At 60.6% G+C, this 24,773-nt stretch carries 21 protein-coding genes; 10 read left to right on the plus strand and 11 right to left on the minus strand.

Features of this window, described 5'->3' with window-relative positions; genetic code table 11:
* Positions 1-16: 16 nt before the first annotated feature.
* The 6 genes from KGB28_RS20915 to KGB28_RS20940 form a co-directional block, all read right to left on the minus strand.
* A complete protein-coding gene (locus KGB28_RS20915; RefSeq protein WP_223447643.1) occupies positions 17-589 on the minus strand; it encodes a HupE/UreJ family protein in 573 nt (190 codons plus the stop codon).
* A 29-nt stretch (positions 590-618) separates the two neighbouring features.
* On the minus strand, positions 619-1,233 hold the full coding sequence (gene ureG / locus KGB28_RS20920; RefSeq protein ID WP_150727856.1) for an urease accessory protein UreG: 615 nt from the start codon (positions 1,231-1,233) through the stop codon (positions 619-621).
* 23 nt (positions 1,234-1,256) lie between these two features.
* Positions 1,257-1,931 carry an urease accessory protein UreF gene (locus tag KGB28_RS20925; RefSeq protein WP_223447645.1) on the minus strand — a complete coding sequence of 225 codons (675 nt, stop codon included), beginning with the start codon at positions 1,929-1,931 and terminating at the stop codon, positions 1,257-1,259.
* Positions 1,928-2,428, minus strand: coding sequence for an urease accessory protein UreE (ureE, locus tag KGB28_RS20930; protein WP_223447647.1), 501 nt, complete (start codon positions 2,426-2,428; stop codon positions 1,928-1,930). Before ureE ends, KGB28_RS20925 begins: the two co-directional genes overlap by 4 nt.
* A 308-nt stretch (positions 2,429-2,736) precedes the next feature.
* Positions 2,737-3,369 carry a TetR family transcriptional regulator gene (locus KGB28_RS20935; RefSeq protein ID WP_223447649.1) on the minus strand — a complete coding sequence of 211 codons (633 nt, stop codon included), beginning with the start codon at positions 3,367-3,369 and terminating at the stop codon, positions 2,737-2,739.
* 172 nt (positions 3,370-3,541) lie between these two features.
* The gene (locus KGB28_RS20940) at positions 3,542-4,054 is read right to left on the minus strand and encodes a hypothetical protein (RefSeq protein ID WP_223447651.1); all 513 of its coding nucleotides are present in this window, start codon (positions 4,052-4,054) and stop codon (positions 3,542-3,544) included.
* Positions 4,055-4,441: 387 nt separating this feature from the next.
* On the opposite strand from KGB28_RS20940, the gene KGB28_RS20945 reads away from it, so the two are divergent.
* A complete protein-coding gene (locus tag KGB28_RS20945) occupies positions 4,442-6,517 on the plus strand; it encodes an AsmA family protein (protein ID WP_223447652.1) in 2,076 nt (691 codons plus the stop codon).
* 136 nt (positions 6,518-6,653) lie between these two features.
* Here KGB28_RS20945 and KGB28_RS20950 read toward each other — a convergent pair whose 3' ends face one another.
* Positions 6,654-7,568 (minus strand): LysR substrate-binding domain-containing protein, encoded by a 915-nt coding sequence (locus KGB28_RS20950; protein ID WP_191628086.1) that lies wholly within the window; start codon positions 7,566-7,568, stop codon positions 6,654-6,656.
* 110 nt (positions 7,569-7,678) lie between these two features.
* On the opposite strand from KGB28_RS20950, the gene KGB28_RS20955 reads away from it, so the two are divergent.
* The 3 genes from KGB28_RS20955 to KGB28_RS20965 all read left to right on the plus strand — a co-directional run bounded on the left by KGB28_RS20955 (position 7,679) and on the right by KGB28_RS20965 (position 9,621).
* Positions 7,679-8,317, plus strand: a complete 639-nt coding sequence (locus tag KGB28_RS20955) for an FMN-dependent NADH-azoreductase (protein ID WP_223447654.1) — start codon at positions 7,679-7,681, stop codon at positions 8,315-8,317.
* The gene (locus tag KGB28_RS20960; RefSeq protein WP_223447656.1) at positions 8,318-8,623 is read left to right on the plus strand and encodes a DMT family transporter; all 306 of its coding nucleotides are present in this window, start codon (positions 8,318-8,320) and stop codon (positions 8,621-8,623) included. It begins immediately after the preceding gene.
* 107 nt (positions 8,624-8,730) lie between these two features.
* Positions 8,731-9,621: a lipase family alpha/beta hydrolase gene (locus tag KGB28_RS20965; protein WP_223447658.1), complete on the plus strand. Its 891-nt coding sequence runs from the start codon at positions 8,731-8,733 to the stop codon at positions 9,619-9,621.
* A gap of 89 nt (positions 9,622-9,710) precedes the next feature.
* Here KGB28_RS20965 and KGB28_RS20970 read toward each other — a convergent pair whose 3' ends face one another.
* A complete protein-coding gene (locus KGB28_RS20970; RefSeq protein WP_150755842.1) occupies positions 9,711-10,598 on the minus strand; it encodes a DMT family transporter in 888 nt (295 codons plus the stop codon).
* Positions 10,599-10,695: 97 nt separating this feature from the next.
* Here KGB28_RS20970 and KGB28_RS20975 point away from each other — a divergent pair, with 97 nt between their 5' ends.
* The 3 genes from KGB28_RS20975 to KGB28_RS20985 all read left to right on the plus strand — a co-directional run bounded on the left by KGB28_RS20975 (position 10,696) and on the right by KGB28_RS20985 (position 13,151).
* Entirely contained in the window at positions 10,696-11,490 is a 795-nt protein-coding gene (locus KGB28_RS20975) for an AraC family transcriptional regulator (RefSeq protein ID WP_223447660.1), read from the plus strand.
* Between the two features lie 64 nt (positions 11,491-11,554).
* The gene (locus tag KGB28_RS20980; protein WP_223447662.1) at positions 11,555-11,863 is read left to right on the plus strand and encodes a PsiF family protein; all 309 of its coding nucleotides are present in this window, start codon (positions 11,555-11,557) and stop codon (positions 11,861-11,863) included.
* A gap of 274 nt (positions 11,864-12,137) precedes the next feature.
* Entirely contained in the window at positions 12,138-13,151 is a 1,014-nt protein-coding gene (locus KGB28_RS20985) for an AI-2E family transporter (RefSeq protein ID WP_150727843.1), read from the plus strand.
* Positions 13,152-13,287: 136 nt separating this feature from the next.
* On the opposite strand, the gene KGB28_RS20990 is transcribed toward KGB28_RS20985, so the two are convergent.
* Positions 13,288-14,562: an Hsp70 family protein gene (locus tag KGB28_RS20990; protein WP_053153825.1), complete on the minus strand. Its 1,275-nt coding sequence runs from the start codon at positions 14,560-14,562 to the stop codon at positions 13,288-13,290.
* Positions 14,563-14,858: 296 nt separating this feature from the next.
* Between KGB28_RS20990 and KGB28_RS20995 the strand changes: the two genes are divergently transcribed.
* Both KGB28_RS20995 and KGB28_RS21000 read left to right on the plus strand, forming a co-directional pair.
* Positions 14,859-15,806: a DnaJ C-terminal domain-containing protein gene (locus KGB28_RS20995; RefSeq protein WP_223447664.1), complete on the plus strand. Its 948-nt coding sequence runs from the start codon at positions 14,859-14,861 to the stop codon at positions 15,804-15,806.
* Positions 15,807-15,833: 27 nt separating this feature from the next.
* Positions 15,834-16,139 carry a chaperone modulator CbpM gene (locus KGB28_RS21000; RefSeq protein ID WP_095944237.1) on the plus strand — a complete coding sequence of 102 codons (306 nt, stop codon included), beginning with the start codon at positions 15,834-15,836 and terminating at the stop codon, positions 16,137-16,139.
* A 135-nt stretch (positions 16,140-16,274) separates the two neighbouring features.
* Here the strand turns inward: KGB28_RS21000 and KGB28_RS21005 are convergent, their stop codons facing one another.
* On the minus strand, positions 16,275-17,402 hold the full coding sequence (locus KGB28_RS21005) for a sensor histidine kinase (protein WP_223447666.1): 1,128 nt from the start codon (positions 17,400-17,402) through the stop codon (positions 16,275-16,277).
* A 247-nt stretch (positions 17,403-17,649) separates the two neighbouring features.
* On the opposite strand from KGB28_RS21005, the gene KGB28_RS21010 reads away from it, so the two are divergent.
* Positions 17,650-22,920, plus strand: a complete 5,271-nt coding sequence (locus KGB28_RS21010) for a dermonecrotic toxin domain-containing protein (RefSeq protein ID WP_223447668.1) — start codon at positions 17,650-17,652, stop codon at positions 22,918-22,920.
* A gap of 60 nt (positions 22,921-22,980) precedes the next feature.
* Here the strand turns inward: KGB28_RS21010 and ureC are convergent, their stop codons facing one another.
* Positions 22,981-24,681 carry an urease subunit alpha gene (ureC, locus tag KGB28_RS21015; protein ID WP_223447670.1) on the minus strand — a complete coding sequence of 567 codons (1,701 nt, stop codon included), beginning with the start codon at positions 24,679-24,681 and terminating at the stop codon, positions 22,981-22,983.
* Between the last annotated feature and the right edge of the window lie 92 nt (positions 24,682-24,773).

Below are 24,773 nucleotides of genomic sequence, written 5' to 3' on the forward strand. Positions count from 1 at the left end.
GGACGGCGCTAGAGAATCAACCCGCCAGCAACCACACCCCGGTCGCCGCCGAAGCCGCGCCCGCCAGTCGCACCAGCGGCGCTGCCGCATGCGGCAACACCCGCACCAGCGCATAACCCGCCGCGTGCAACACCGCCGTCGCCGCGACAAAGCCTGCGACGTAGGTCCAGGGACTCGACATGTCCGGCAGTTCCAGCCCATGTGCGACACCATGGAACAGCGCAAACAACGCCGTCGCACCCACCGCCATCATCAACGGTGGACGCACTGCCAAGGCAACCGCCAGCCCCAAGGCCAACACGGAAGCGGCAATCCCGCCTTCCAGTGCCGGCAGGTTCAATCCTTCAAAACCCAACAGCCCGCCAATCAACATAGTGCCGACAAAGGCGCACGGCAGCGCCCAACGCGCAGCGCCTTGCTGCTGTGCCGCCCACAAACCGACCGCCAGCATCGCCAGCAAGTGATCGAGGCCGCCAAGCGGATGGCTGATACCGGCGATCAAGCCGTTGTCGCCATGCCCCGGATGGGCGAAGGCGAGGGTCGGGGCCAGCAGCAGGGCCAGGGCGCCGAGAATGCGTTTGAGTGTCATGGATAAGCTTCCTTGTTGATAAGTCGTGATCAGGCCGCGGTCAGCAAACCCTGGCGTTCGATGAAGGCGATGATCTCTTCCAGACCCAGGCCGGTTTTCTGATTGCTGAACACGAACGGCTTGCCGTTGCGCATGCGTTTTGTGTCGCTGTCCATCATCGTCAGCGAGGCACCGACCAGCGGCGCGAGGTCGATTTTGTTGATCACCAACAGATCGGATTTACAGATCCCCGGCCCACCCTTGCGCGGCAGCTTGTCGCCGGCCGAGACGTCGATCACGTAGATCGTCAGGTCGGACAGTTCCGGGCTGAAGGTCGCCGAGAGGTTGTCGCCACCGGACTCCACGAGAATCAGGTCCAGCCCCGGAAAGCGGCGATTGAGTTGATCCACGGCTTCAAGGTTGATCGAGGCGTCTTCGCGGATGGCCGTGTGCGGGCAGCCGCCGGTTTCCACGCCAATGATGCGTTCCGGCGCCAGGGCTTCGTTGCGCACCAGAAAGTCGGCGTCTTCGCGGGTGTAGATGTCGTTGGTCACGACGGCCAGGTTGTAGCGCTCGCGCAGGGCCAGGCACAGGGCCAGGGTCAGGGCGGTTTTGCCGGAGCCGACCGGGCCGCCGATGCCGACGCGCAGGGGTTGTGCGTTCATGTGATTCTCCAAAATAAAAGGCCCTAGGAACGGAACAGACGGCTGTACTGGCGCTCGTGGGCCATACACGCCAGGGACAGGCCGAAAGCGGCGCTGCCGTAATGATCGGGATCGATTCGGGTGGCGTTCTGTTGAGCTTGTTGAAGCAGCGGCAGCAGTTCGCTGGTCAGGCGTTGGGCAGCTTGCTGACCGAGGGGCAGGGTCTTCATCAGCACTGCCAACTGGTTTTCCAACCAGCTCCAGAGCCACGCGGCCAGGGCGTCCTGCGGGCTGATGTGCCAGGCGCGCGCGGCCAAGGCCCAACCCAGGGCCAGATGTGGCTCGCTGCGTTGTTCCAGGAAGGCACGAGCCGGCGCGTCGAGTTCCGGCAAGCCATTGAGCAATTGCTGCAACGAGTAGCCCATCTGCCGGCTCTCCTGATGCAGTTCGCGGGTTTCGCGACTGGCGCGATGCTCATTGCAGCTCTGCAGCAATTCGTCCCAGTTTTCCTCGCAGGCGGCCACGCAATGGGCGAGCAACAGCGGCGCTTCGAAGCGTGCCAGATTCAAAAGCAACTGATCGCTGATCCAGCGCCGGGCGCTGTCGGGGTCGTGAACCCGGCCGTTATCCACAGCCATTTCCAGCCCTTGGGAGTAGCTGTAGCCGCCAATCGGCAATTGCGGACTGGCCAGGCGCAACAGCGCCCAGGCCGGGTTCATGCGCGTACGCCGAACTGGTGCAGTTTCGGCGCGTAGTTGAAGTCTTCATCACCGTGGCGCGAGTGGTGATGGCCACCGCCGTAGGCACCATGTTCCGGCTGGAACGGCGCTTCGATGTTCTCGGCATGGGCGCCGAGTTGTTCGAGCATGGCCTTGAGCACGTAATCGTCGAGCAGGCGCAACCAGCCGTTGCCGACTTGCAGGGCGACATGGCGGTTGCCCAGGTGATAGGCCGCGCGGGTCAGTTCAAAAGCATTGGCGCAAGTGACGTGCAGCAATTGTTCGGGGCGGGCGCAAATGCGGACGATTCGCCCGTCTTCGGCTTGCAGGCATTCGCCGTCATGCAACGGCGACTGGCCGCGCTGCAAAAACAACCCGACGTCTTCGCCTTCGGCACTGAAACAGCGCAAACGGCTTTTGCTGCGGGCTTCGAACGTCAGATGTAGTTCGGCGGCCCAAACGGGTTGAGGGTCGATTCTGCGATGAATCACCAGCATCGGAAGGCTTCCAGCAATGGACAATGCTCAGGCTAGAGCAAGGGGCTTGCCAATCGACATGATGCGTAGGAAATGGCTGAAGGAGACGTGGGACTAGTATCGATGGAGTAAGTTTTTTGACTGAAGTTGGTGCGTTGTTTTTGAGTTGCGCACCAAGTTGAAGCGGTGCGGATCAATGTGGGAGCGGGCCTGCTCGCGATGGCGGTGTGCCTGTCACATCGATTCTGTATGTGCCGACGCTATCGTCGGAACGCCGCCCGGAGCAAGCTCGCTCCCACAGGGTCTTGATCCAGACTGAAGGCTAAAGGTTACTCGGTGCTGCCAAGCCCTTGCCAATGCTTGAGGCCGATAAAGATAAACCGCAGTTGCTGGGTGATTTTCGCCTGGGGCGTCAGGTGCTCAGGCAAGGCGTCGGCTGGTGGGTCAATGATGTCTGGGAGGGTGGCGAACACGCTTTTGACGATCAGGTCCGCCATGACGCTCAGGCTGGCGATGTTCAGATGCTGCAGTTTCGGCATCAGTGACAAATCCGCGGCCAGGTCCGAGCTGATGTCTTCACGCAAACGGCCGATGGCTTGGCGCACCGGCAGCGAACCGCCGTATTGCTCGCGGGCGAGAAACAGGAACTGCGAACGGTTGGCGCTGACCACGTCGAGAAAGATCCGTACCGAGGCATCGATGATGCCGCCCATCACGAATTCGTTGTGCCGTACCAGGCGAATGGTTTCGCGGAATGTCTGGCCGACTTCGCTGACCAGCACCAGGCCCAATTCATCCATGTCGGCAAAATGGCGGTAGAAACCAGTCGGTACGATCCCGGCGGTTTTCGCGACTTCGCGCAGGCTCAGGCTGCCGAATCCTCGGCCGCCATCCATCAGGCGCCGGGCAGCGTCCATCAGGGCGTTACGGGTTTGTTGTTTCTGTTCGGCGCGGGGCAGCATCGCAAGGGCGTTTTCTGGACTGGGACGCGGCGCACTCTAGCAAATCGGCTTTGCCGGCGTCGAACGACTGTGGGGGGATCAAGCGGGGGAAGTGCGGCATCTATCAAGTGGACCGCTGAAAAGTCAAAAGCCCAATCCGGTGATTGGGCTTTTTTCAAGGCGGCCATGAGGCTTAGCTCAGGTCGCTGTTGCGTTCAATTACACGGTCACCACCGCCTTCAGCGAGGGTTTGACCTTGTGGAGTGCGATCCGAACCGTCGGCGGCAAGGGTCTGGCCTTGTGGAGTACGGTCGGAACCATCAGCAGCCAGGGTTTGGCCTTGTGGAGTACGGTCGGAACCATCAGCAGCGAGGGTTTGGCCTTGTGGAGTACGGTCGGAGCCATCAGCAGCCAGGGTTTGGCCTTGTGGAGTACGATCCGAACCATCTGCGGCGAGAGTCTGGCCTTGTGGGGTGCGGTCCGAGCCATCCTGAGTGATCAGGCCTTTTTCTTTCAGGCGATCATTACCACCTTCGGCAAGGGTCTGGCCTTGTGGGGTACGGTCGGAGCCATCGGCGGCGATGGTCTGGCTGAACACCGAGTGGTTCTGTTTCACTTGTGGAGTGGCCTGGTCAGCCGCTGGCAGGGCAAAAGCAGTGCTGGCCAGCATCGAGAGTGTAAGGCTAAGCAGTAGTTGGCGTTTCATGATTGTTTTGCTCCGTGGGGGTGCGAATAAGTGGGTACGAGAGCAATGCTACTCTCGATAAGTCGATATGAAAGTTCATAAACGCAATGGTAATAATCAACGGAATTGATTGTTTGCTGCGGAAGCTCTAGACCGGGCGTTTCCGGCGAGCAGTCTTGCACCGAAGTGGGTATTTTCGACCCACCTTTGACGTGCAAAAGTGCAGGTCCGGTAACGCCGGCAGACTGGCTGGTCAGTATTGGACTGGGCGGATTCGGCGAAATCGGTCTATCGATTAAACCTGGCGGTTTTTTATCAGTCGTAGATTTCATGGCGGGTCGCTTGCGGCTCACCGTTTCACATGTGCGTCGCAGTCGGGGCGCTCAGTCGTATCAGGAGCCCTGTGCAATGACGCGCACTCAAAAAACGTTTGTCTGGACCCTTTCCACTTTTCTTACCTTGTTGATGGTGCTGGTGCTGATCATCGTGTTCTTCGACTGGAACCGGATCAAACCGCCGCTCAACGCCAAAGTTTCCGAAGAGCTGCACCGCGCTTTCGCCATCAACGGCAATCTGTCGGTGGTCTGGCAGCCCGAGCCCGATGAAAGCGGCTGGCGCGCCTGGCTGCCGTGGCCCCACGTGGTGGCCGAGGACCTCAGCCTGGGCAACCCGGACTGGTCCAGGCAACCGCAGATGGTCACCCTCAAGCGGGTGGAATTGCGTATTTCACCCCTGGCATTGCTGGCGCAGCGGGTGGTGATCCCGCGCATCGATCTCACCGAGCCCAATGCCCAACTGCAACGCCTGGCTGACGGGCGCGCCAACTGGGAGTTCAAATTCGACCCTAAGGACCCGAACGCCGAGCCTTCGAGTTGGGTGGTGGATATCGGTGCGATCGGTTTCGACAAGGGCCACGTCACCCTCGACGACCAGAACCTGAAGACTCAACTCGACGTGCTGATCGATCCATTGGGCAAACCGGTTCCGTTCAGCGATATCGTCGGCGACAAAGCGGCGAAAGCCGCGCAGGAAAAGGGCTCGTCCCCCCAGGATTATGCGTTCGCGCTCAAGGTCAACGGCCAGTACCACGGCCAGAAACTCGCGGGCCAGGGCAAGATTGGCGGGCTGTTGGCGCTGCAGGATGCGGCACGGCCGTTTCCGCTCCAGGCACAGGTGAAAATTGCCGATACGAGCGTTGAACTGGCCGGCACCCTGACCGATCCGCTGAATCTCGGCGCCCTGAACCTGCGCCTGAAACTGGCAGGCACCAGCCTGGGCAACCTCTACCCGCTGATCGGCGTGATCCTGCCGGACACACCACCCTATGCCACCGACGGCCACCTGGTCGCCAAGTTGCACGAGGCGGGAGGCGCGGTGTTCCGCTATGAGGAATTCAACGGCAAGATCGGCGAAAGCGACATCCACGGCAATCTGACTTACGTGGCCAGCCAGCCACGGCCAAAACTCAGCGGCTCGCTGTTGTCCAATCAATTGCTGTTCGCTGACCTGGCGCCGCTGATCGGTGCCGACTCCAACGCTGAACAGAAGGCCCGGGGCGGTGACAGCAAACAACCGGCGGACAAAGTGCTGCCGGTCGAAGAGTTCAAGACCGATCGCTGGCGCGATATGGACGCCGATGTCGAGTTCACCGGCAAGCGCATCGTGCACAGCGAAAAACTGCCGTTCAACGACCTCTATACCCATCTGGTGCTCACCGATGGCGTGCTCAGCCTCGAACCGCTGCGTTTCGGCGTGGCCGGCGGCAAGCTGGATGCGCAGATTCGCCTGAACGGCCACACCGATCCACTGGAGGGCCATGCCAGACTCACGGCGCGAGGCTTCAAGCTCAAGCAGTTGTTCCCCGGCTTTGAACCGATGAAAACCAGTTTCGGTGAACTCAATGGCGATGCTGATATCAGCGGGCGCGGCAATTCGGTGGCCAAACTGCTGGGCAGCGCCAATGGCAATCTGAAAATGCTGATCAACGATGGCGCCATCAGTCGCGAATTGATGGAACTGGCGGGCCTGAACGTCGGCAACTACGTGGTCGGCAAGATCTTTGGCGACAAGGAAGTGAAGATCAACTGCGCCGCCGCCGACTTCGGCATCCAGTCCGGCCTGGCGAGTACCCGCCTGTTTGTGTTCGACACCGAGAACGCCATTGTTTACATCGATGGCACGGCGAACATGGCGACCGAGCAACTGGACCTGACCATCACCCCGGAATCCAAGGGCTGGCGCCTGATTTCATTACGCTCGCCGCTGTATGTGCGCGGCAAGTTCATCAAGCCCGATGCCGGGGTCAAGGCCGTGCCGCTGATGTTGCGCGGAGCCGGGATGGTGGCGCTGGGCGTGATCGCCGCACCGGCGGCAGGGTTGCTGGCGCTGGTGGCGCCAAGCGGCGGCGAGACGAACCAGTGCGCGCCGTTGCTGGAACAGATGAAAGCGGGCAAGGCGCCTGTCACCGTCAAGTCAGCCAAGTAATCGGGCGTCTATACGGGCCCCATCGTCGGAGCGCCGCCCGGAGCAGGCTCGCTCCCACATTGGTCCTGCGTTTACAGATCATTGTGGGAGCGAGCTTGCTCGCGATGGCGGTTTTGCAGGCACTACATTTAGTTGCTTATGCCAAAGCATGTCCCGACACCAACGCCTCTTCACGCAGCCATGCAAAAAACGCCCGAACCGGTGGATGACGTTCGCGTCCCGGCACGCACAGTGCGCTATAGCCGGCGCCATCGACCTGGATTTCCCCCCGGTACGGCAACAACAGGCCACTGGCCACGCTTTCCGATACCAGGATATTGCTTGCCAACACCAGACCTTGCCCGGCAATTGCCGCTTGCAGGGCGTAATGCTCTTCGTCGTATTCGCGCACCGCTGGCCGGTCGCTCAGCCAGGTTTCGCCGGATTGCGCGCACCAGGCCTCCCAGCCGTGGGCATAGAGTTTGGAGTTGTGCCAACGCACGCTGATCAGGGTGGGGGTGCGACTCGACGCCAGGGTCACTTGTTCGGGCGAACCGTAGACGCCGAAGGATTCGTCGAACAGGCACAACCCGTACAGGTTGGGGTAATCGTCGAGGCTGTAGCGCAGCACCAGATCGACACTGGCGTCCTGATGCAGATCGATGACTTCGCAGTGGGTATCGAGGCGCACGTTGATGTTCGGGTGACGGGCGTAGAAGCGTCCCAGCCGTGGCACCAGCCACAGCGCGGCGAAGGCAGCGGTGGTGGAGACCGTCAGGCTGGCACCGCTGCGTTGCGGGCGCAGGGTATCGACGCTTTGCGCGACTTCCAGAAAAGCCCCGTGCAGGCTCTGGAACAGCCGTTCGCCGCATTCGGTCAGGCGCACCCGGCGTGGCAGGCGCTCGAACAATGGCACGCCGAGCCAGCTCTCCAGGGAGCGGATCTGGTGGGACACCGCCGTCGGGGTGACGGACAGTTCTTCGGCGGCGGCCTTGAAGCTCAACAGGCGTGAGGCGGATTCAAAGGCCCGCAGGGCGGTCAACGGCAACGAGGCAAACATTGAACACTCCATGGATGAAATGGATTCATCCAGACTGATTTCTACTCATTTGAATGAGAGCAGCTGTGAGCTTCAAGCTGCAAGCCACAAGTGGTTTTAGTTTAGTCCTTGAGGAGATTCAGATGAGTAGAATTCTTGCTGTTCATGCCAGTCCCCGTGGTGATCGCTCGCACTCGCGCCGCTTGGCCGAAGTGTTTCTGTCGGCCTGGCAGGCCCGTCATCCACACTCACAGTTGACCCGACGCGAAGTCGGTCGGGCGCTGATACCGCCGGTCAACGAGGCATTCGTGGCCGCCGCGTTTTACCCCGAGCCCCATGCTCGGCCACTGTCGATGCAGGCCGACCTGGCGCTGAGCGACGAACTGGTCGGCGAACTGCTTGGCCATGATGTGTTGCTGATTTCCACGCCGATGCACAACTTCAGCGTACCCAGCGGCCTCAAGGCCTGGATCGATCAGATCGTGCGCGTAGGGGTGACCTTCGATCACACCCTGGACAATGGCGTGGCCCAGTACCAACCCCTGGTGCAGGGCAAAAAAGCCCTGATCATCACCAGCCGTGGCGGCTTCGGTTTTGGCCCGGGAGGCGAGCTGCAAGCCATGAACCATGCCGATACGCTACTGCGCACGGTGCTCGGATTCATCGGCATCACGGACGTCACCGTGGTGGCTGCCGAGGGCGAAGAGTCCGCCGAGCGCAGCTTTGAAATCTCTGCCGCCGAGGCTGAACAGCGCTTGTTGGCGCTGGCCGGGGAGTTCTAGGTGGCCTGGCTGTTTCTGCTGGTCGCCGCCGGGTTCGAAGTCACCTTCGCCATGGGCATGAAGTACGCCGAGGGCTTCACTCGGCTCTGGCCTTCGCTGGTCACCGTGGTGGCCGCTGTGGGCGGGATCTACTTCCTGACCCTGGCCATGCGCGAGTTGCCGGTGAGCATCGCGTACCCGATCTGGACCGCCATCGGCTCGCTGGGCACGGTGTTTCTCGGTTTCGTGCTGCTGGGTGAAAGCCTGACCGTGATCAAGCTGGTCTCGGTCGGGCTGATCGTGGCAGGTGTGGCGGGGTTGAAGTAGGGCGGATGACATAGACTTGTCGTCGAGTTGTCATCTTCGCTGGTGATGCTTGGCGGATGTCTTGCATCCCGCCTTGCGTCACCGCCCGACCACAAGGATGTCCGCCCATGTCGCAAGGTTCTGCCCCGCGCTACCCGCTGGTGTTGGTCCCGGGAATGCTCGGGTTCATCCGTTTGGTGCTTTATCCGTACTGGTACGGGATCGTCGAGGCGTTGCGCCGGGGTGGTGCGGTGGTGTTTGCCGTGCAGGTCTCGCCGCTTAATTCGAACGAAGTGCGCGGCGAGCAATTGCTTGCGCGTATCGACGAAATCCTGCGGGAAACCGGGGCCGCCAAGGTCAACCTGATCGGCCATAGCCAGGGCTCGCTGACCGCCCGTTATGCAGCGGCCAAACGCCCGGACCTGGTGGCATCGGTGACCTCGGTGGCGGGGCCGAACCACGGCTCGGAACTCGCCGATTACCTGCACGAGCATTATCCCCATGACAGTGTCCGTGGTCGTCTGCTGAGCTTTTTGCTGCGGATGGTCGGGGTGCTGATGGGGTGGCTGGATACCGGTTACCGCGGGCCGAAGTTGCCGGTGGACATCCATGCGTCCCATCACTCCCTCACTAGCGCTGGCGTGGCGCTGTTCAACCAGCGTTATCCACAGGGCTTGCCTGAAACCTGGGGTGGTCACGGGCCGGAGGAGGTCAATGGCGTCCGTTACTACTCCTGGTCTGGCACCTTGCAACCGGGCATTACCGATCGCGGGCGCAATCTGCTGGACGGTACCAACCGCAGTTGTCGGCTGTTCGCTAAAGCCTTCGTCCGCGAAGCCGGGCATTGCGATGGCTTGGTCGGGCGCTACAGCTCGCACCTGGGCACGGTGATTGGTGACGAATATCCGCTGGATCACTTCGATATCGTCAACCAGTCGCTGGGGCTGGTGGGCAAGGGGGCCGAGCCGATCCGGTTGTTTGTCGAGCATGCGGCGCGGCTGGCGGCGGCAGGCGTCTAGACCGCGTTATCGTTCTTCGCGAGCAAGCCCGCTCCCACAGGTGAATGCATTCCAAATGTGGGAGCGGGCTTGCTCGCGAAGGCGTCAGATCAGGCAACACTGACCTTACGACCCAACACCGTCGTCCAACGCTCGGAAACAATCACCCCACCCAACGTCAGCACCCCGCCCACCAGGTGATACAGCGCCAGTTGCTCATGCAGCACCACCGCCGCAATCAAGGCGGTAATCAACGGCAGCAAATTGAAAAACTGCGTGGTCCGGCTCGGCCCCAAACGCACCACGGCCTGCATCCACGCCAGTGGCGCGACCATCGAAGCCAGCAGGCAGGCATACAGCACCAGCGGAATGTTCTGCAGGGTCGGGCCGACTTTCGGTGAGGCGAGGAACAACGGAAACAGCACCACCACGGCCACCAGCACCTGCAGATACAGGAGCACCAGCGGCGGCAGTTTCAGCTGCCATTTTTTCAACAGGGTGCTGTAGACCGCGTAGGCCAGGGTGGCGATCAGCATCATCGCGTCGCCCAGGTTAACCCCGTGTTCGAGCAATGCGCCAAGGCTGCCGGACGACACCACCACCAGGACACCGGCGAATGACAGCACCGCACCGGCCAAGGCACCCATGGTCAGGCGCTGGCCGAGGCTGATGATCGCCATGGCGAGCGACATCAGCGGCATCAGCGACAGGATGATGCCCATGTTGGTGGCCGAGGTCAGGCTCGCGGCGAAGTACGCCAGGCTTTGATAAACGGCCATGCCCAGTACACCGAGGACAAAGATCTTGCCCAGTTTCGGGCGGATCAGCGGCCAATGGGCGAGCACCGGTTTGAGCATGAAGGGCGTGAACAGCAACCCGGCCAGCAGCCAGCGGTAGAAACCGATCTCGGCAGGGAAAATCGCCCCGGCCGACATTTTGGTGATCACGGTGTTGCCGGCCCAGATAAAAATGGCCAGCAGGGGATAAGCGTATTGCATCGGGAAAAACCAGAACGTTAATGAAGGGCAATTATCCGCTTGTCTGGATGCAAGCCTATACTTCGATCCAGACAACCGGCCCCTGATGACGGACAGCATGAGCAGTAAACACATCGACCTGCTGGATTTCAGCGAACTGCCGTCGGCGGTGTACTTCCGCTACGCCGATTTCGACGCCCACGAATATGCCGCGCCCCATCGACATCCCTGGGGGACGCTGGAATACGCCGCCCACGGCGTGCTGCACATGGACGTCGAGGGCAGCCGCTTCATGTCGCCGCCGCAATACGCGGTGTGGGTGCCGCCGCAGATCGAGCACAGTTTCTACAGTCATCAACCGGTCAACTACCGCGCCGTGTGCCTGGCACCCAAGGTCTGCGCCGATCTGCCGCCGCGAGCCTGCACCCTGGCCATCAGCGACATTCTCAAGGCAATCCTCAAGGACTTCGCCGCCCGGGACGTGAAAATCCCCGAACAGGCCGCCGATCAGCGTCTGGCCCAGGTATTGGTGGACCAGCTGCAACAGGCCCCGGTGCACGAGTGCTACCTGCCCTATGCCAGCAGCCCCGGATTGCTCGGGATTCTCGAAGCGTTGCAGGCCGAGCCTGGGGATAACCGGCCGTTGTCGGAATGGGCTGCACGCATCCATGTCAGTGAGCGCACCCTGGCGCGGCAGTTCGTGCGGGAACTGGGCATGAGTTTCGGTGAGTGGCGCCAGCGCCTGCGTTTTCTGGCGGCGATCGAAGCGCTGGATAGCCCGCGCAGCATTCAAGAGATTGCCTTCGACATGGGCTACAGCACCGGCTCGGCGTTTATCGCGATGTTCCAGCGCCAGGCCGGGTGTACGCCGGAGCAGTATCGGCGCAGCCATCTGGAGAACAGGAAGGTGTAACAGGGGTTGTCTACACTCCAGTACAAGGCCGCGCCCCTTGGTGTGGCGACCAGGAGAAAACTCCATGAAGATGATGCGTGTCCCTTTGTTGATGATCGGTTTGCTGCTCTGTTCCCAAGGCTTTGCTGCCACAGCCCAACAGGAAAAGATGACTACCTGCAATGCCGACGCTACGGCTAAAAGTCTCAAGGGCGACGAGCGCAAAGCCTTCATGAGCACCTGCCTGAAGGCTACTCCGGCGGCAAACGATGCCGATAAGGCCTTGACCCCACAGCAAGAGAAAATGAAAACCTGCAACGCCGACGCCGCCACCAAAGCCCTCAAGGGTGATGAGCGCAAGGCGTTCATGAGTGATTGCCTGAAGAAGAAATGATTCACAGGGATCAACTCAGTCGAGTGTGGGAGCGGGCTTGCTCGCGAAAGCGGTACCTCAAACAGCATTGAAGTTGACTGATACGACGCCTTCGCGAGCAAGCCCGCTCCCACATTTGATTGATGGCGATTTTCAGATATGTGTACGACGACCCGCGATGGGCCCCGCACTCAAGCTGCCACCCCACTAAGGTCGCCCCACACAATCCCTAGTGCTCGCACCGGATCGCTGGCAGACTGCCAATCCTTTTTACGCCGTTTGTTTTTGAGGCTGTATGCCAACGTTTTCTCAGCGTCAAGTCTTGCTGGTCATCAGCTGGGTCATCATTTTTGGCGGGCTGCTGCTGGTCCTGCCGCTGCGATTGCTGCCCAGCCTGCTCGCCGGGTTGCTGGTGTTCGAACTGGTCAACATGCTCACCCCGCAACTGCAACGGCTGATCGAAGGCCGGCGCGCGCGCTGGCTGGCGGTGGCGTTGCTGGGGACTCTGATTGTCAGCGTGCTGTCGCTGATCTTTGCCGGTGCCTTCAGCTTCCTGCTGCACGAGGCGGAAAACCCCGGTGCTTCCCTCGACAAGTTCATGGGGGTGGTCGACCGCGCACGCGGGCAGTTGCCACCGTTCATCGACGCCTACCTGCCGGCCAGTGCTGCGGAGTTCCGCGTGGCGATTGGCGAGTGGGTCAGCAAACACCTCAGTGATTTGCAACTGGTGGGCAAGGACGCGGCGCACATGTTCGTGACCTTGCTGATCGGCATGGTGCTGGGTGCGATCATTGCCTTGCAGCGTGTGCCGGACCTGACCAAGCGCAAACCGCTGGCTGCGGCGCTGTTCGAACGTCTGAGCCTGCTGGTCCAGGCGTTTCGCAACATCGTGTTCGCCCAGATCAAGATTTCCCTGCTCAACACTGTCTTCACCGGGATTTTCCTGGCGGTGGTGCTGCCGATGTTCGGTATCAAGCTGCCGCTGACCAAAACCCTGATCGTGCTGACGTTCCTGCTCGGCCTGTTGCCAGTGATCGGCAACCTGATGTCGAACACCCTGATCACCATCGTCGGTTTGTCGTTGTCGATCTGGGTCGCTGTGGCGGCGCTGGGTTACCTGATTGTCATCCACAAGCTCGAATACTTCCTCAACGCGCGCATCGTCGGCGGGCAGATCAGTGCCAAGTCGTGGGAGTTGCTGCTGGCGATGCTGGTGTTCGAGGCCGCGTTCGGCCTGCCGGGGGTGGTGGCGGGGCCGATTTACTATGCGTACCTGAAGAGCGAGTTGAAGCAGGTGGGGATGGTTTGATCTGCTGGGTCTTTGTTGCCTGAGCTGGCCCCTTCGCGAGCAAGCCCGCTCCCACATTCAACCGAGTTCCTCCAGATGGAGTACGGTCAAATGTGGGAGCGGGCTTGCTCGCGAAGGGCGCACCAAAGATTTTGGATCAGTCCATCGAGCCGTAGCGCTTTGCAGCCTCGATCGCCAGACCGCTACCGATACTGCCAAAGATGTTCCCTTCCACATGCCGCGCATTCGGCAACATCGCCGAAACACTGTTGCGTAGCGCCGGAATCCCGCTCGAACCACCGGTGAAGAACACCGTATCGACCTGATCGACCCGCACGTCGGCATCTGCCAGCAGTTGGGTGACGCTGTTGCGCACGCGTTCAAGCAGGTTGTCGATGGCCGACTCGAACAGCGCCCGGCTCAGCTCCACACTCAAACCGGCTTCGATGCGGTCCAGCGGCACGTGGCGACTCTCGGCGTGGGTCAGCTGGATCTTGGTTTCTTCCACTTCCATCGCCAGCCAGTGCCCGGCGCGCTGTTCGATCAGCTTGAACAGGCGGTCGATACCACCGGTGTCTTCGATGTCGTAGCGCATGCTGCCCAGGGCCAGTTGCGATTTCTGCGAGTACACCGAGTTGATGGTGTGCCAGGTCGCCAGGTTCATGTGGTGACTGGTGGGCATGTAGGCGCCGCTCTTCATGCGGCTGCCGTAGCCGAACAGCGGCATCAGGCCTTGCAGGCTGAGCTGCTTGTCAAAGTCGGTTCCGCCGATGTGCACACCGCCAGTGGCGAGGATGTCCTCGTGGCGGTTATCCACACCCCGACGCTCCGGCGACAGGCGTACCAGCGAGAAGTCGGAGGTACCACCGCCGATGTCGACGATCAGTACCAGCTCTTCTTTCTCGATGGTCGACTCGTAGTCGAACGCAGCGGCAATCGGCTCGTACTGGAACGAGACTTCCTTGAAACCGATCTTGCGCGCCACGTCGACCAAGGTGTCTTCGGCTTCTTTGTCGGCCATCGGGTCATCGTCGACAAAAAACACCGGCCGGCCCAGCACCACTTCTTCGAATTCCCGACCGGCGGCCGCTTCGGCGCGGCTCTTGAGCTGGCCGATGAACAGCCCGAGCAGGTCCTTGAACGGCATTGCCGTGCCCAGGACGCTGGTGTCGTGCTTGATCAGCTTGGAACCCAGCAGGCTCTTGAGCGAGCGCATCAGGCGGCCTTCGTAGCCTTCCAGGTACTCGTGCAGCGCCAGCCGGCCGTACACCGGGCGGCGCTCTTCGATATTGAAGAAGACCACTGACGGCAGGGTGATCTTGTCGTCCTCCAGCGCGATCAGCGTTTCCACGCCGGGGCGCAGCCAGCCGACAGTGGAGTTGGACGTGCCAAAGTCGATACCCAAGGCACGGGCTGGAGATGCGTTGTTCATGTCTTTCAGGTTCCGGTTAAAAAACGGCCGCGCAGTGTATGTCAGAGCGCGCCAGATTCGAAGGCCGGTTATCTGCTAAATCTCGCCTGATGATCCTTGAAAGACGAACCATCACCCCCAAACTACCCTGCATCAACCGGACAACCGCGGGAGTGCTTGCAAGAAGCCCCGCCGGCTGCCGATAAACTTCTGCCGCGCCGCCCGGTCACAAACTTGAGATCGGTCAGACCAATGGCTGCAAACAAGCGCATGCTGTGGCCCGTGGCGCGATTTGATAACGGATGGTGATTCCCGCGATGGACTTCAAAGACTATTACAAGATTCTCGGTGTGGAACCGACCGCAGACGACAAGGCGATCAAGGCCGCCTATCGCAAGCTTGCGCGTAAATACCACCCCGACGTCAGCAAGGAAAAGGATGCAGAGTCCCGGTTCAAGGACGCCTCGGAAGCTTATGAAGCGCTGAAAAGCGCCGACAAGCGCGCCGAGTACGATGATTTGCGCCGCTATGGCCAGCATGGCCAACCGTTCCAGGGACCACCAGGCTGGCAAAGCCGTGGCGGTTTCGGTGGCGGTGGCCAGGACACGGGCGACTTCTCGGACTTCTTCAGTTCGATCTTTGGCAACCGTGGGCCTGGTTTCAGTGGTGGTGGACAATCGCGTCGCAGTACCGGACGTCGAGGGCAGGACGTGGAAATGGAGCTTGGGGTTTTTCTCGAAGAAACACTGTCGACCGAATCGAAGAAGGTCACCTTCCAGGTGCCGCAGTACAACGCGGCTGGCCAGCATGTGAGCAACACCAGCAAAAGCCTGAACGTGAAGATTCCGGCCGGTGTGAGCGATGGCGAGCGCATTCGCCTCAAGGGGCAGGGTGCTCCGGGTGTCGGTAGCGGGGCCAATGGCGACCTGTACCTGACGATCCGTTTTGCACCGCACCCGAAATTCGACGTCGAAGGCGAGAACCTGATCATCACCTTGCCACTGGCACCGTGGGAGCTGGCGCTGGGCGCTGAAGTCGCCGTGCCGACCCTGACCGGCAAGATCAACCTCAAGGTCCCGGCCGGCAGCCAGAACGGCCAGCGCATGCGTGCCAAGGGCCATGGCCTGATGAACAAGGCCGGTGAGCGTGGTTACCTGTTCGTGCAGTTGAAGGCCGTGATGCCGAAGAAATCCGACGATGACATCAAGGCCCTGTGGCAGGAGCTGGCGAAAAAAGCCGCGTTCGACCCGCGAGAGCATTTTTGATCCCTTAGAACCAAGGAGTCACTGACTATGAGCAGTCCCCTGAACGTTCAACTGGACATGGCAGAATTCTGTGAGGCGACCGAGTTGTCGGACGTCTACGTGATCGAAATCGTCGAGCACGGCATCCTCGAACCTCAGGGCGCTCAGCCCAAGGACTGGGTTTTCAACGACTACGAGCTGACCCTGGCCAAGCGCGCCGCCAAGCTGCGGCGCGACCTTGACCTGGAGTGGGAAGGCGTCGCCCTGGCGCTGGACCTGCTCGAAGAAGTCCAGCAGTTGCGGGCCGAGAACCGCATGCTCAAACAGAGGTTGGGGCGGTTGGTGGTGGAGTAGTTGTTCAGGTATTTCTTTGCTGTCCGTTCGGACGCTATCGCGAGCAGGCTCGCTCCCACATTGGTTTGTGTCGTGATCAAAATCCCCTGTGGGAGCGAGCCTGCTCGCGAAGAACGATAACGCGGTATTGCGGCATCACACCTTCCTGGGCAACACCACGGTAAACGTCGTGCCATCAATCTCGCCGGAGCTGACTCCAATCGTCCCCTGATGGGCGTCGACCACTTCCTTGACGATAAACAACCCCAACCCAAGGCTGGTAGTAGGCTCGCCGAGTTCTTCGCTGGCACTGCGCACCAGCGGGTCGAAAATCGTCGGGATCGCATCGTCGGGGATCGGGGCTCCGTCGTTGTGCACCGTCAGTCGGACGCTGTCGGCCTCGCCCTTGAGGCACAGCGTCACCTCGCGTTTGCTTGAGCCATGCTGCAAGGCATTGCCGATCAGGTTTTGCAGCATCTGATCGATCCTGCGTGGGTCCCAGGTGCCACGGGTGTCACCCTGTACATCCAGGGTCGGATTGCATTCCGGTTGACTGGCACAGGCCCGGGCAATCGCTTCGCGCGCGGCTTCGGCCAGGTCCATGGGCGCCGGCTCGATCGGCAGGCGCTTGCCCAGGCGGCTGCGCACCAGTTCCAGCAAGTCCCCGACCATCACCGCCAGGTGCCCGGTACTGCGCAGGATATTGACCGCGCACTTGAGCGCATCTCCTTCGAGCGCGGCTTTGCGCAGCAGTAGTTCGGTGGACATGCTCACCGCCTGCAGGGGCGCGCGCAGGTCATGGCCGAGGATCGCCAGAAAAATATCCCGGGAGCGATTGACCTGCTCGGCATAAGTGGCCGTGGACTCGGCAAGGGCTTCATCGATGGCTTCGTTGAAACGGATCATGTCCTGGAAGTAGGCCAGGTCAGGCGATTGCAGGCTGTTGACCCAAAGGCGGATGACACAGGCGCGCAAATGACGGAATTCACTGGTCATCTGCACCAGATCAAAACCCAATGTATGGCGCAGTTCGCCGTGGCTGGCGCCGGCCTCGTCGAGGCTGGGGGTTTTCTCCGGTCCTTCGCCACGCGCCTTGGCCGCTTGTTCGGCAGGAGTCTGGGGTTTGCACATGTCCCGGGCCGCGGCCAGCAGGATCGACCGGGCATGGTCGCGCAAGGCGACGCGGTCCATGGTTTCGGCGGCCGGGGTGATGGTTTTGGCGAACAGCTCCCACTCATCGACGATGCGATCAGCGTGTAACACGATGAACTCGGAAAGACGCATGGCAGTTACCTGAGCATGAACCGGGGGCAGCGAGTCGAATAGTAGTCCCTTTGCCGGAAAAAACACGACCGCTCATGCAGAGGCACAGGCGGACATGCCGATGGCGGTAGATATATGTTTTTGGCTCCCTGATTTTCGATCCCACGGAGCCATTTCAGGGGGGCGGCCAAGCAGCTATTTGGACTTTTGTTTCAGGTGCAGGTGAATAAGCTGGTGGTTCTTTTCCTGTCATCAAGGTGATTCAAAAGTGTCTGATTTGCATGGAAGCAACTCACAGAAAATACCGGACGGAGTGTCCATCGATAGTCACGGGATCCATTACCGTCGTGCAAACGACGTGATCCCCGGTGCCATCAAGAATGCGCCGCTGGCGAGATTGAAGACCCTGCTGGCGCTCAAGCCGCAAATGCCCGAGTGGTATAGCGGCGCGCGGGAAATCGATCGTCAATACCTCAAACAGTTGATGGATGAGCGCTGGCGTTTGCAAGACGTAATGGACCAGACCCAGGGCGACTTGAAGCACGGCATCAATGCCTTCGCCGAACCCTTGCTCAAAAAGGCATTGCAGTCAAAATTCAATACGGTCGAGGACTTCAACGAGCTCAGCGTACAGCTCGAGGTGCCTAGCACGATCATCTTCGGCATTGACACCGGCGCCAGTCGTGTCCGCCAATCCACATTGCTGGAAGCAGCGCTGCACAACTTCGAAGAAGACGAAACGGCACATGGCGTGTTGCGCAGCAGTTCCGGTATTTACCGCAAGGACAGTCGGGGCAGTCTCAGCCTTGAACCGGCCATCACTCTCCCGGCGTTTGCGGCCTTGTGCCGAAGCCTGGACATCGGTGGGCAATACCAGCGACACATCAAGTCCGTCTTGTTGCCCGATACCCCACAGGCACAGCGAACCTTGCAACAGGATTCGGTGGCCAGTGAAAAGGTGGCTTTTCATGTGGCGGCCCTGATCGCCCGGCTGAAGGGCGATATCAGCGATCATGCCTATGGCAAGCTGAGGCAGATACGTGAGGGGCAAGCCGACGTCACCCTGTATAACCAGCCGTTGCATGGTTATCGTTTGTCGCTGATGGGCTTTCGATTGACGGGCATTGTGCTGTTCAGTGCGGTTAGCGAACCCTCGAAAATCAAGCAATTGATCGATGAACTGACCCCCGAATCATTAAGGTTCTGGAGTGAATGGTCTGAGCGTCTTCCGGTGCTACCCGAAAAAGCCTACGAACAGTTCAAGCTGTTGCAGGCATTTCTGGCCAATGGCTCTCAGGGCGTGAGTGAAGAACTGCTGCGTCGGGGCGACATACATCAACAAACCCGTTTGTCCGGCCCATTGATCGCCTACGTTCCAGACGATCCTGATCACCCCGTGAAGGAGTATCCGTCGCTGACCGCGTTCATGAAGGAGTTGCTGGGTCAGTTGAGAAATACGGATTACCAGGCATTTTTCAGCCGCTTTGTGGCGCAGAAGGACAAAGGACAGTTTTTCGCCAGGGTCAACGAACGTCTCAAGACCTTCACCTGGCATGAGCGCGAGCCGCTCGACATGGGCCCGTGGTGGCGTGAAACCGCGGTTGAAAACCCCGATGCGGAGCCCATCACCAACCAGATGACGGGTGATCTGTGGGTGGCGCTGTTTCTGCAGCGCCGCGACAAGGCGATCGCCGATGCGAGGCTCATCGCAGTGCCGACCGACGATGAGGATGCCAACGCACGCTTCAAGCGCCTGACCAGTTACCTGTCTATCGGCTGGAACCTGTTCAATTTCGCCGCAATGCTGGTGCCCGGCCTGGGCGAAGCCATGCTCGGCATCATGGTCGCGCAGATGCTCGCCGAGGTAGCCGAAGGCGTCGAGGACTGGAGCAAGGGTGACAAGGATCAAGCCTCTGCGTACTTCAACGGGGTCTTGATCAACTTCGCGCAATTGGCGCTCATGGGCGCCGGACATGTACTGCCCGGCACCGGTGTCACGCCAATCAAGGTGTCGCCGTTTGTCGAGGGCCTCAAACCCGTGGAGGTCGGCGGCAAGGAGCGTTTGTGGAACCCTGACCTCGGTCCCTATGAACAATCGATCGCGTTGCCCGATGGGGCGAAGGCCAGTGACACAGGGCTGTACCGTCATCAGGGTCGGGACCTGCTGCGGCGCGATGACAAATGCTACGCAGTCAGGCAAGACCCGGACACTGGCCGGCACCGGCTTCAACACCCGACTCGCGCCGATGCCTATCAGCCGCTGCTGGAGCACAACGGTGCCGGCAGTTGGAAGACGGAGCTGGACCAACCGCTCGAATGGGACAAGGGGCAAATACTCAGGCGTCTGGGCGCTTCGGTGGATGGATTCTCTGATGAAACCCTGGAGCAGATTCTGACCGCCAGTGGCGTGCACGAAAATGTGCTGCGCCGGCTTCACGTCGAACAGGAGACCCCTCCCGCTCTGTTGGCCGATACCCTCAAGCGCTTCAAGGCCCATGCCGATGCGCAAGCCTGCGCAGAGCAGATTCTGGTCAATCGGATCGGCGAGGAATGGGCCGATTACGCCGTGCGATCCATGACCGAAATGGGCGGCTGGCCCGGCGACAAGGCCATTGAGGTCTTCCAGGGGCCGGGACTGACGGGGGCGACGATCAAGGACGGCTTTGCCCAAGCGTCACCGGCCAATACGTTGCAGATGACCTGGACTGACCTGCTGGCGGGGGCGCTGCCCGAGCGGGTGGTGGGGTTCCTTGACGAGCAGGCGCTTCGCGAACTGCTCGACGAATGGTTATCCGGTGACGCGCAGAAACGTACCGAAGCATTGCGCGAGCAATGGGCGGCACAGATGGGCCAGCGCAAGCGGCAGTTGTTCGACCTTCTGTACAGTCGTCGGACCCGTTCGGACGATCCTTTGGTGAATTTGCTCAAGGAGGATTTTGCAGAGATCTCGATCAGCCAGGCGCAAGAACTGCTGGGTGAGGCGCACCCCTCGGACGTGCAACACCTGAGCGAAAAAAAACGCGTGCCTTTGCGCCTGGCGGAACACGCCCGCAAGGCCGCCGAGCAATTGCGGATGACACGGGCCTATGAAGGCCTTTACCTCGACGCCTTGCACAGCGCTGACACCGCGCGCCTGGAGTTGCACTCCCTGGCAGTCCTGCCAGGCTGGCCGGCGGATTTGCGTCTGGAGGTTCGTGAGTATTCATTCGGGGGAGCGTTGACCGACAGTCTGGGCCCCATCGACGCGCCGATCCGCAAAGTGCTGATCCTGGATGAGGATGGCAAATACCAGGCTCGGGACGACCGCGATCAACACCTGCACGGCGCGGACAATATGTATGCCGCGGTGCTGCATGCGTTGCCGGATTCGCAACGAAAAACCCTGGACTTCGGTATCAACGAGGCAGCACGCCTGGAACAAACGATAAAGGCACACCCGCTGGATCGTCAGGTGTTTGAGCCGATTCTGCGGGACAACCCGACTTACAAGCCGACCTACGATCCGACCGGCATGCGCCTGCGCGGCGGCATGCGTGGCTATGCTCGGCAAGCACCGCATGGCATGGGGCTGCGGCGACGGGCTCATGCACTGTATCCGGATTTCACCTCGGAGCAGGTCGAGACGTTGCTGGCGCAGTTCAGCCAGGGCGAAGGTACGGTGCATGAACGACTGGCCGTGCTCGAGGCCGAGTTCAATCAGTTGAACCGCACCCTGCAACGCTGGATGAGTTCGCCACTGGAGTCCTCTCGTTTTACCCCGGCGGGTGTGGCGCAGTGGCAGGCGCGAAACCAGGTCTACAAAGCGCTCAGGCAATGCTGGCAGCGCACCGGGCCGGAGGGTATAGAAGCGGCGGGTGTGCTGCGCCCGCAGACCTTGACGTTCGACAACATTCCAACGTTGAGCCGGCTTCTGGATACCCTGCCAAAACTGGAGGCCAACTTCGACCATGTCACCGCGTTGAGCCTGCGCAATTGCCGATTGGGCTCCGAGCATCTGTCACTCCTCGACTCGTTTCATGAGGTGCGCTATCTCAATCTGCAAGACAATCTGCTGTCGGCGCTTCCGCAGGCGGTGAAGGATATGCGTCATCTCACTCACCTGTTTCTTGACGGCAATAACATTGAGCTGGATGCAGTGGCGGTAGAGCGCCTGAAGAATCTGACGCGCATGACGTCCCTGCGCTTGCGCGGCAACCCGCTCAAGCTCATTCCGAACATCAGTCGAATGCCACATTTGCAGGTGCTGTTGCTGGGCGAAACGGGACTGGACAGCTGGCCTGTCGGGCTGTTTTCTCAATCGCGGCCGCGCAGTATCTACCTTGACTTGAGCGGCAACCCGATCAGTCGGATACCGGAGGTCGCGCCCGGTTCATTTCGCGCAGAGTTATTGGCGCGTACCGTAATCAACCGGGGTTCGCGTTGGATCTCGTCGGAGAATCTCGAGATCCTCAAGTCTTACATCGAGTCGGTCGGAATGGACCCGGAGCGTCCTTATCCGCCCCGCGGTGTGCTCGACAGTTCGGAATGGGCGTCGGGCATGTCCGAGCGGCAATGGCAGGTAAAACAGGAAGTCTGGAACGCGGTCGAGGATGAATTCGATTCGGTGCCGTTCTTCAACGAAATCCGCAAGCTCACCCAATCCGCTGACTTCAAGGCCGGCGAGACCTATCAGACAGAACTGACGACCAAGATCTGGCGCATGCTCGAGGCCATGGCCCGCGACAGTGAACTGCGAATCAAGCTGTTCAATGAGGCGGCAACCCCCACCGAATGCGTGGATGGCGGCACACAGTTGTTCAATGCCATGGGGGTGCAGGTCTTGGTCCACGAAGCTTACGCCCTGGAGCGTGCCGACTTGATCGAAACACAGTTGCTGGAATTGGCCCTGGGCAAGTCCCGGCTCGATGAACTCGGCGCCATTGCCCGTCAACGGGTGTCTGCGCGGTTGGTGAAGGGAGAGCGGTTCCGCCGCTACGACGCCGATGGCGAAGTGACCGGCACTATCGATGAAGTGGAAGTGCACCTGGCCTACATGACTGATCTGGCCGAGCGCCTGGATCTGCCGTGGCAGGCGCGGGGCATGCAGTTTCGCAGCATCGCCGAGGTCAGCAAAGAGATGATCGAGGCAGCGTTCCAGCGGATCAAGGCGCTGGAGGAAGGGGATCTGCTGATAGACCGGATCTTCGAGCAACCGCTCTGGAAAACCTGGCTGGAGTCGACTTACCGCGAGGAATTGAATGGCTTGAAACGCCGGATCGACGCCACCATTGATTTACAGGATGCGTTGCAGCGCAGGGCCGAAGGTACGCGGCTCACCACCGAGGAAAAGACGGCGGTGGAGGCGGAAATCAAGGGGCTGTGCAGTGAGTTAGGCAAAAGTGAAACTGATTTTGCCGATGGCAGGCTGATGACTGACGAGGATTATGTTCAAGCCTTGGATGACATCGATTTGCAGATTACGCAGTTGCTGAAAAAACTGACACGGGAAGCGATGATTCGGGCCAAGCTGGATCGGCTGCGGATTGAATCCGTACAGTAACCACGAAAAAACGAAGGCCTCGACACCGGGTGTGCGAGGCCTTTGCTCGTGGTTGCCGGTTCAGAACAGGAAGTAACGCTGGGCCATCGGCAAGGTTTGCGCTGGCTCACACCACAGCAGCACACCGTCGGCCTTGACCTGGTAGGTCTGCGGATCTACGTCTATGTCCGGCAGGTAGTCGTTGTGAATCAGGTCGGTTTTCTGCACGTCGCGGCAGCCTTTGACCACGGCGATTTTCTTCTTCAAGCCCAGGGCTTCGGGCAAGCCTGCATCCTGTGCGGCCTGGCTGATGAAGGTCATGCTGGTGGCGTGCAGCGAGCCGCCGAAGCTGGCGAACATCGGGCGGTAATGCACCGGTTGTGGTGTCGGGATCGAGGCATTGGCGTCGCCCATCAGGCTGGCCGCAATGGCACCGCCCTTGAGAATCAGCGTCGGCTTCACGCCAAAAAACGCCGGGCGCCAGAGCACCAGATCCGCCCATTTGCCCACTTCGACCGAACCCACTTCATGGCTGATGCCGTGGGTGATCGCCGGGTTGATGGTGTACTTGGCGATGTAGCGTTTGGCGCGGAAGTTGTCGTTGCCTTGACCATCGCCGGGCAGCGGCCCGCGTTGTTTTTTCATCTTGTCGGCGGTCTGCCAGGTGCGGGTGATGACTTCGCCGACCCGCCCCATGGCCTGACTGTCTGAGCTGATCATCGAGAACGCACCGAGGTCGTGGAGGATGTCTTCGGCGGCAATCGTCTCGCGGCGAATGCGGCTTTCGGCGAAGGCCACATCCTCGGCAATGCTCGGGTCGAGGTGATGGCAGACCATCAGCATGTCGAGGTGTTCATCAATGGTGTTGCGAGTGAACGGCCGGGTCGGGTTGGTGGAGCTGGGCAGCACATTGGCCAAACCGCAGGCCTTGATGATGTCCGGCGCATGACCGCCACCGGCACCTTCGGTGTGATAGGTGTGAATGGTGCGGCCCTTGAAGGCGGCGAGGGTGGTCTCGACGAAACCGGATTCGTTGAGGGTGTCGGTGTGGATCGCCACCTGCACGTCGAACCGGTCGGCCACGCTCAGGCAGTTGTCGATACTTGCCGGCGTGGTGCCCCAGTCCTCATGCAACTTGAGGCCGATGGCACCGGCCTTGACTTGCTCGATCAACGGCTCAGGCAGGCTGGCGTTACCCTTGCCGGTCAGGCCGATGTTCATCGGGAAGGCATCGGCGGCCTGGAGCATGCGCGCCAGGTGCCACGGCCCGGAGGTGCATGTGGTCGCATTGGTGCCGGTGGCCGGTCCGGTGCCGCCACCGATCATGGTGGTGACGCCGCTCATCAACGCCTCTTCGATCTGCTGCGGGCAGATGAAGTGGATGTGGGTGTCGATGCCGCCGGCGGTGAGGATCATGCCTTCGCCAGCAATGACTTCGGTGCTGGCGCCAATGGCGATGTTGACGTTGGGCTGGATGTCCGGATTGCCGGCCTTGCCGATCGCCGCGATGCGCCCGTCCTTGAGACCGACGTCGGCCTTGACGATGCCCCAGTGGTCGATGATCAGCGCGTTGGTGATCAGTGTGTCGACCACCTCGGCGGCCAGCAACTGGCTCTGACCCTGGCCGTCACGGATGACTTTGCCGCCCCCGAATTTCACTTCTTCGCCGTAAGTGGTGAAGTCCTGTTCCACTTCGATCCACAATTCGGTATCGGCCAGGCGCACCTTGTCGCCGACGGTGGGACCGAACATGTCGGCGTAGGCTTGACGGGAAATCTTCATGTGTTCGCCTTGGAATTCAATTGAATTTGAGACTGTTCGCTTCGCTCACAGATTCGCGAGCAAGCCCGCTCCCACATTCGATCGCGTTCCCC

It is taken from the genome of Pseudomonas sp. BF-R-19, assembly GCF_019956445.1.
In the GTDB taxonomy this organism is placed as follows: Bacteria; Pseudomonadota; Gammaproteobacteria; order Pseudomonadales; family Pseudomonadaceae; genus Aquipseudomonas; species Aquipseudomonas fluorescens_BH.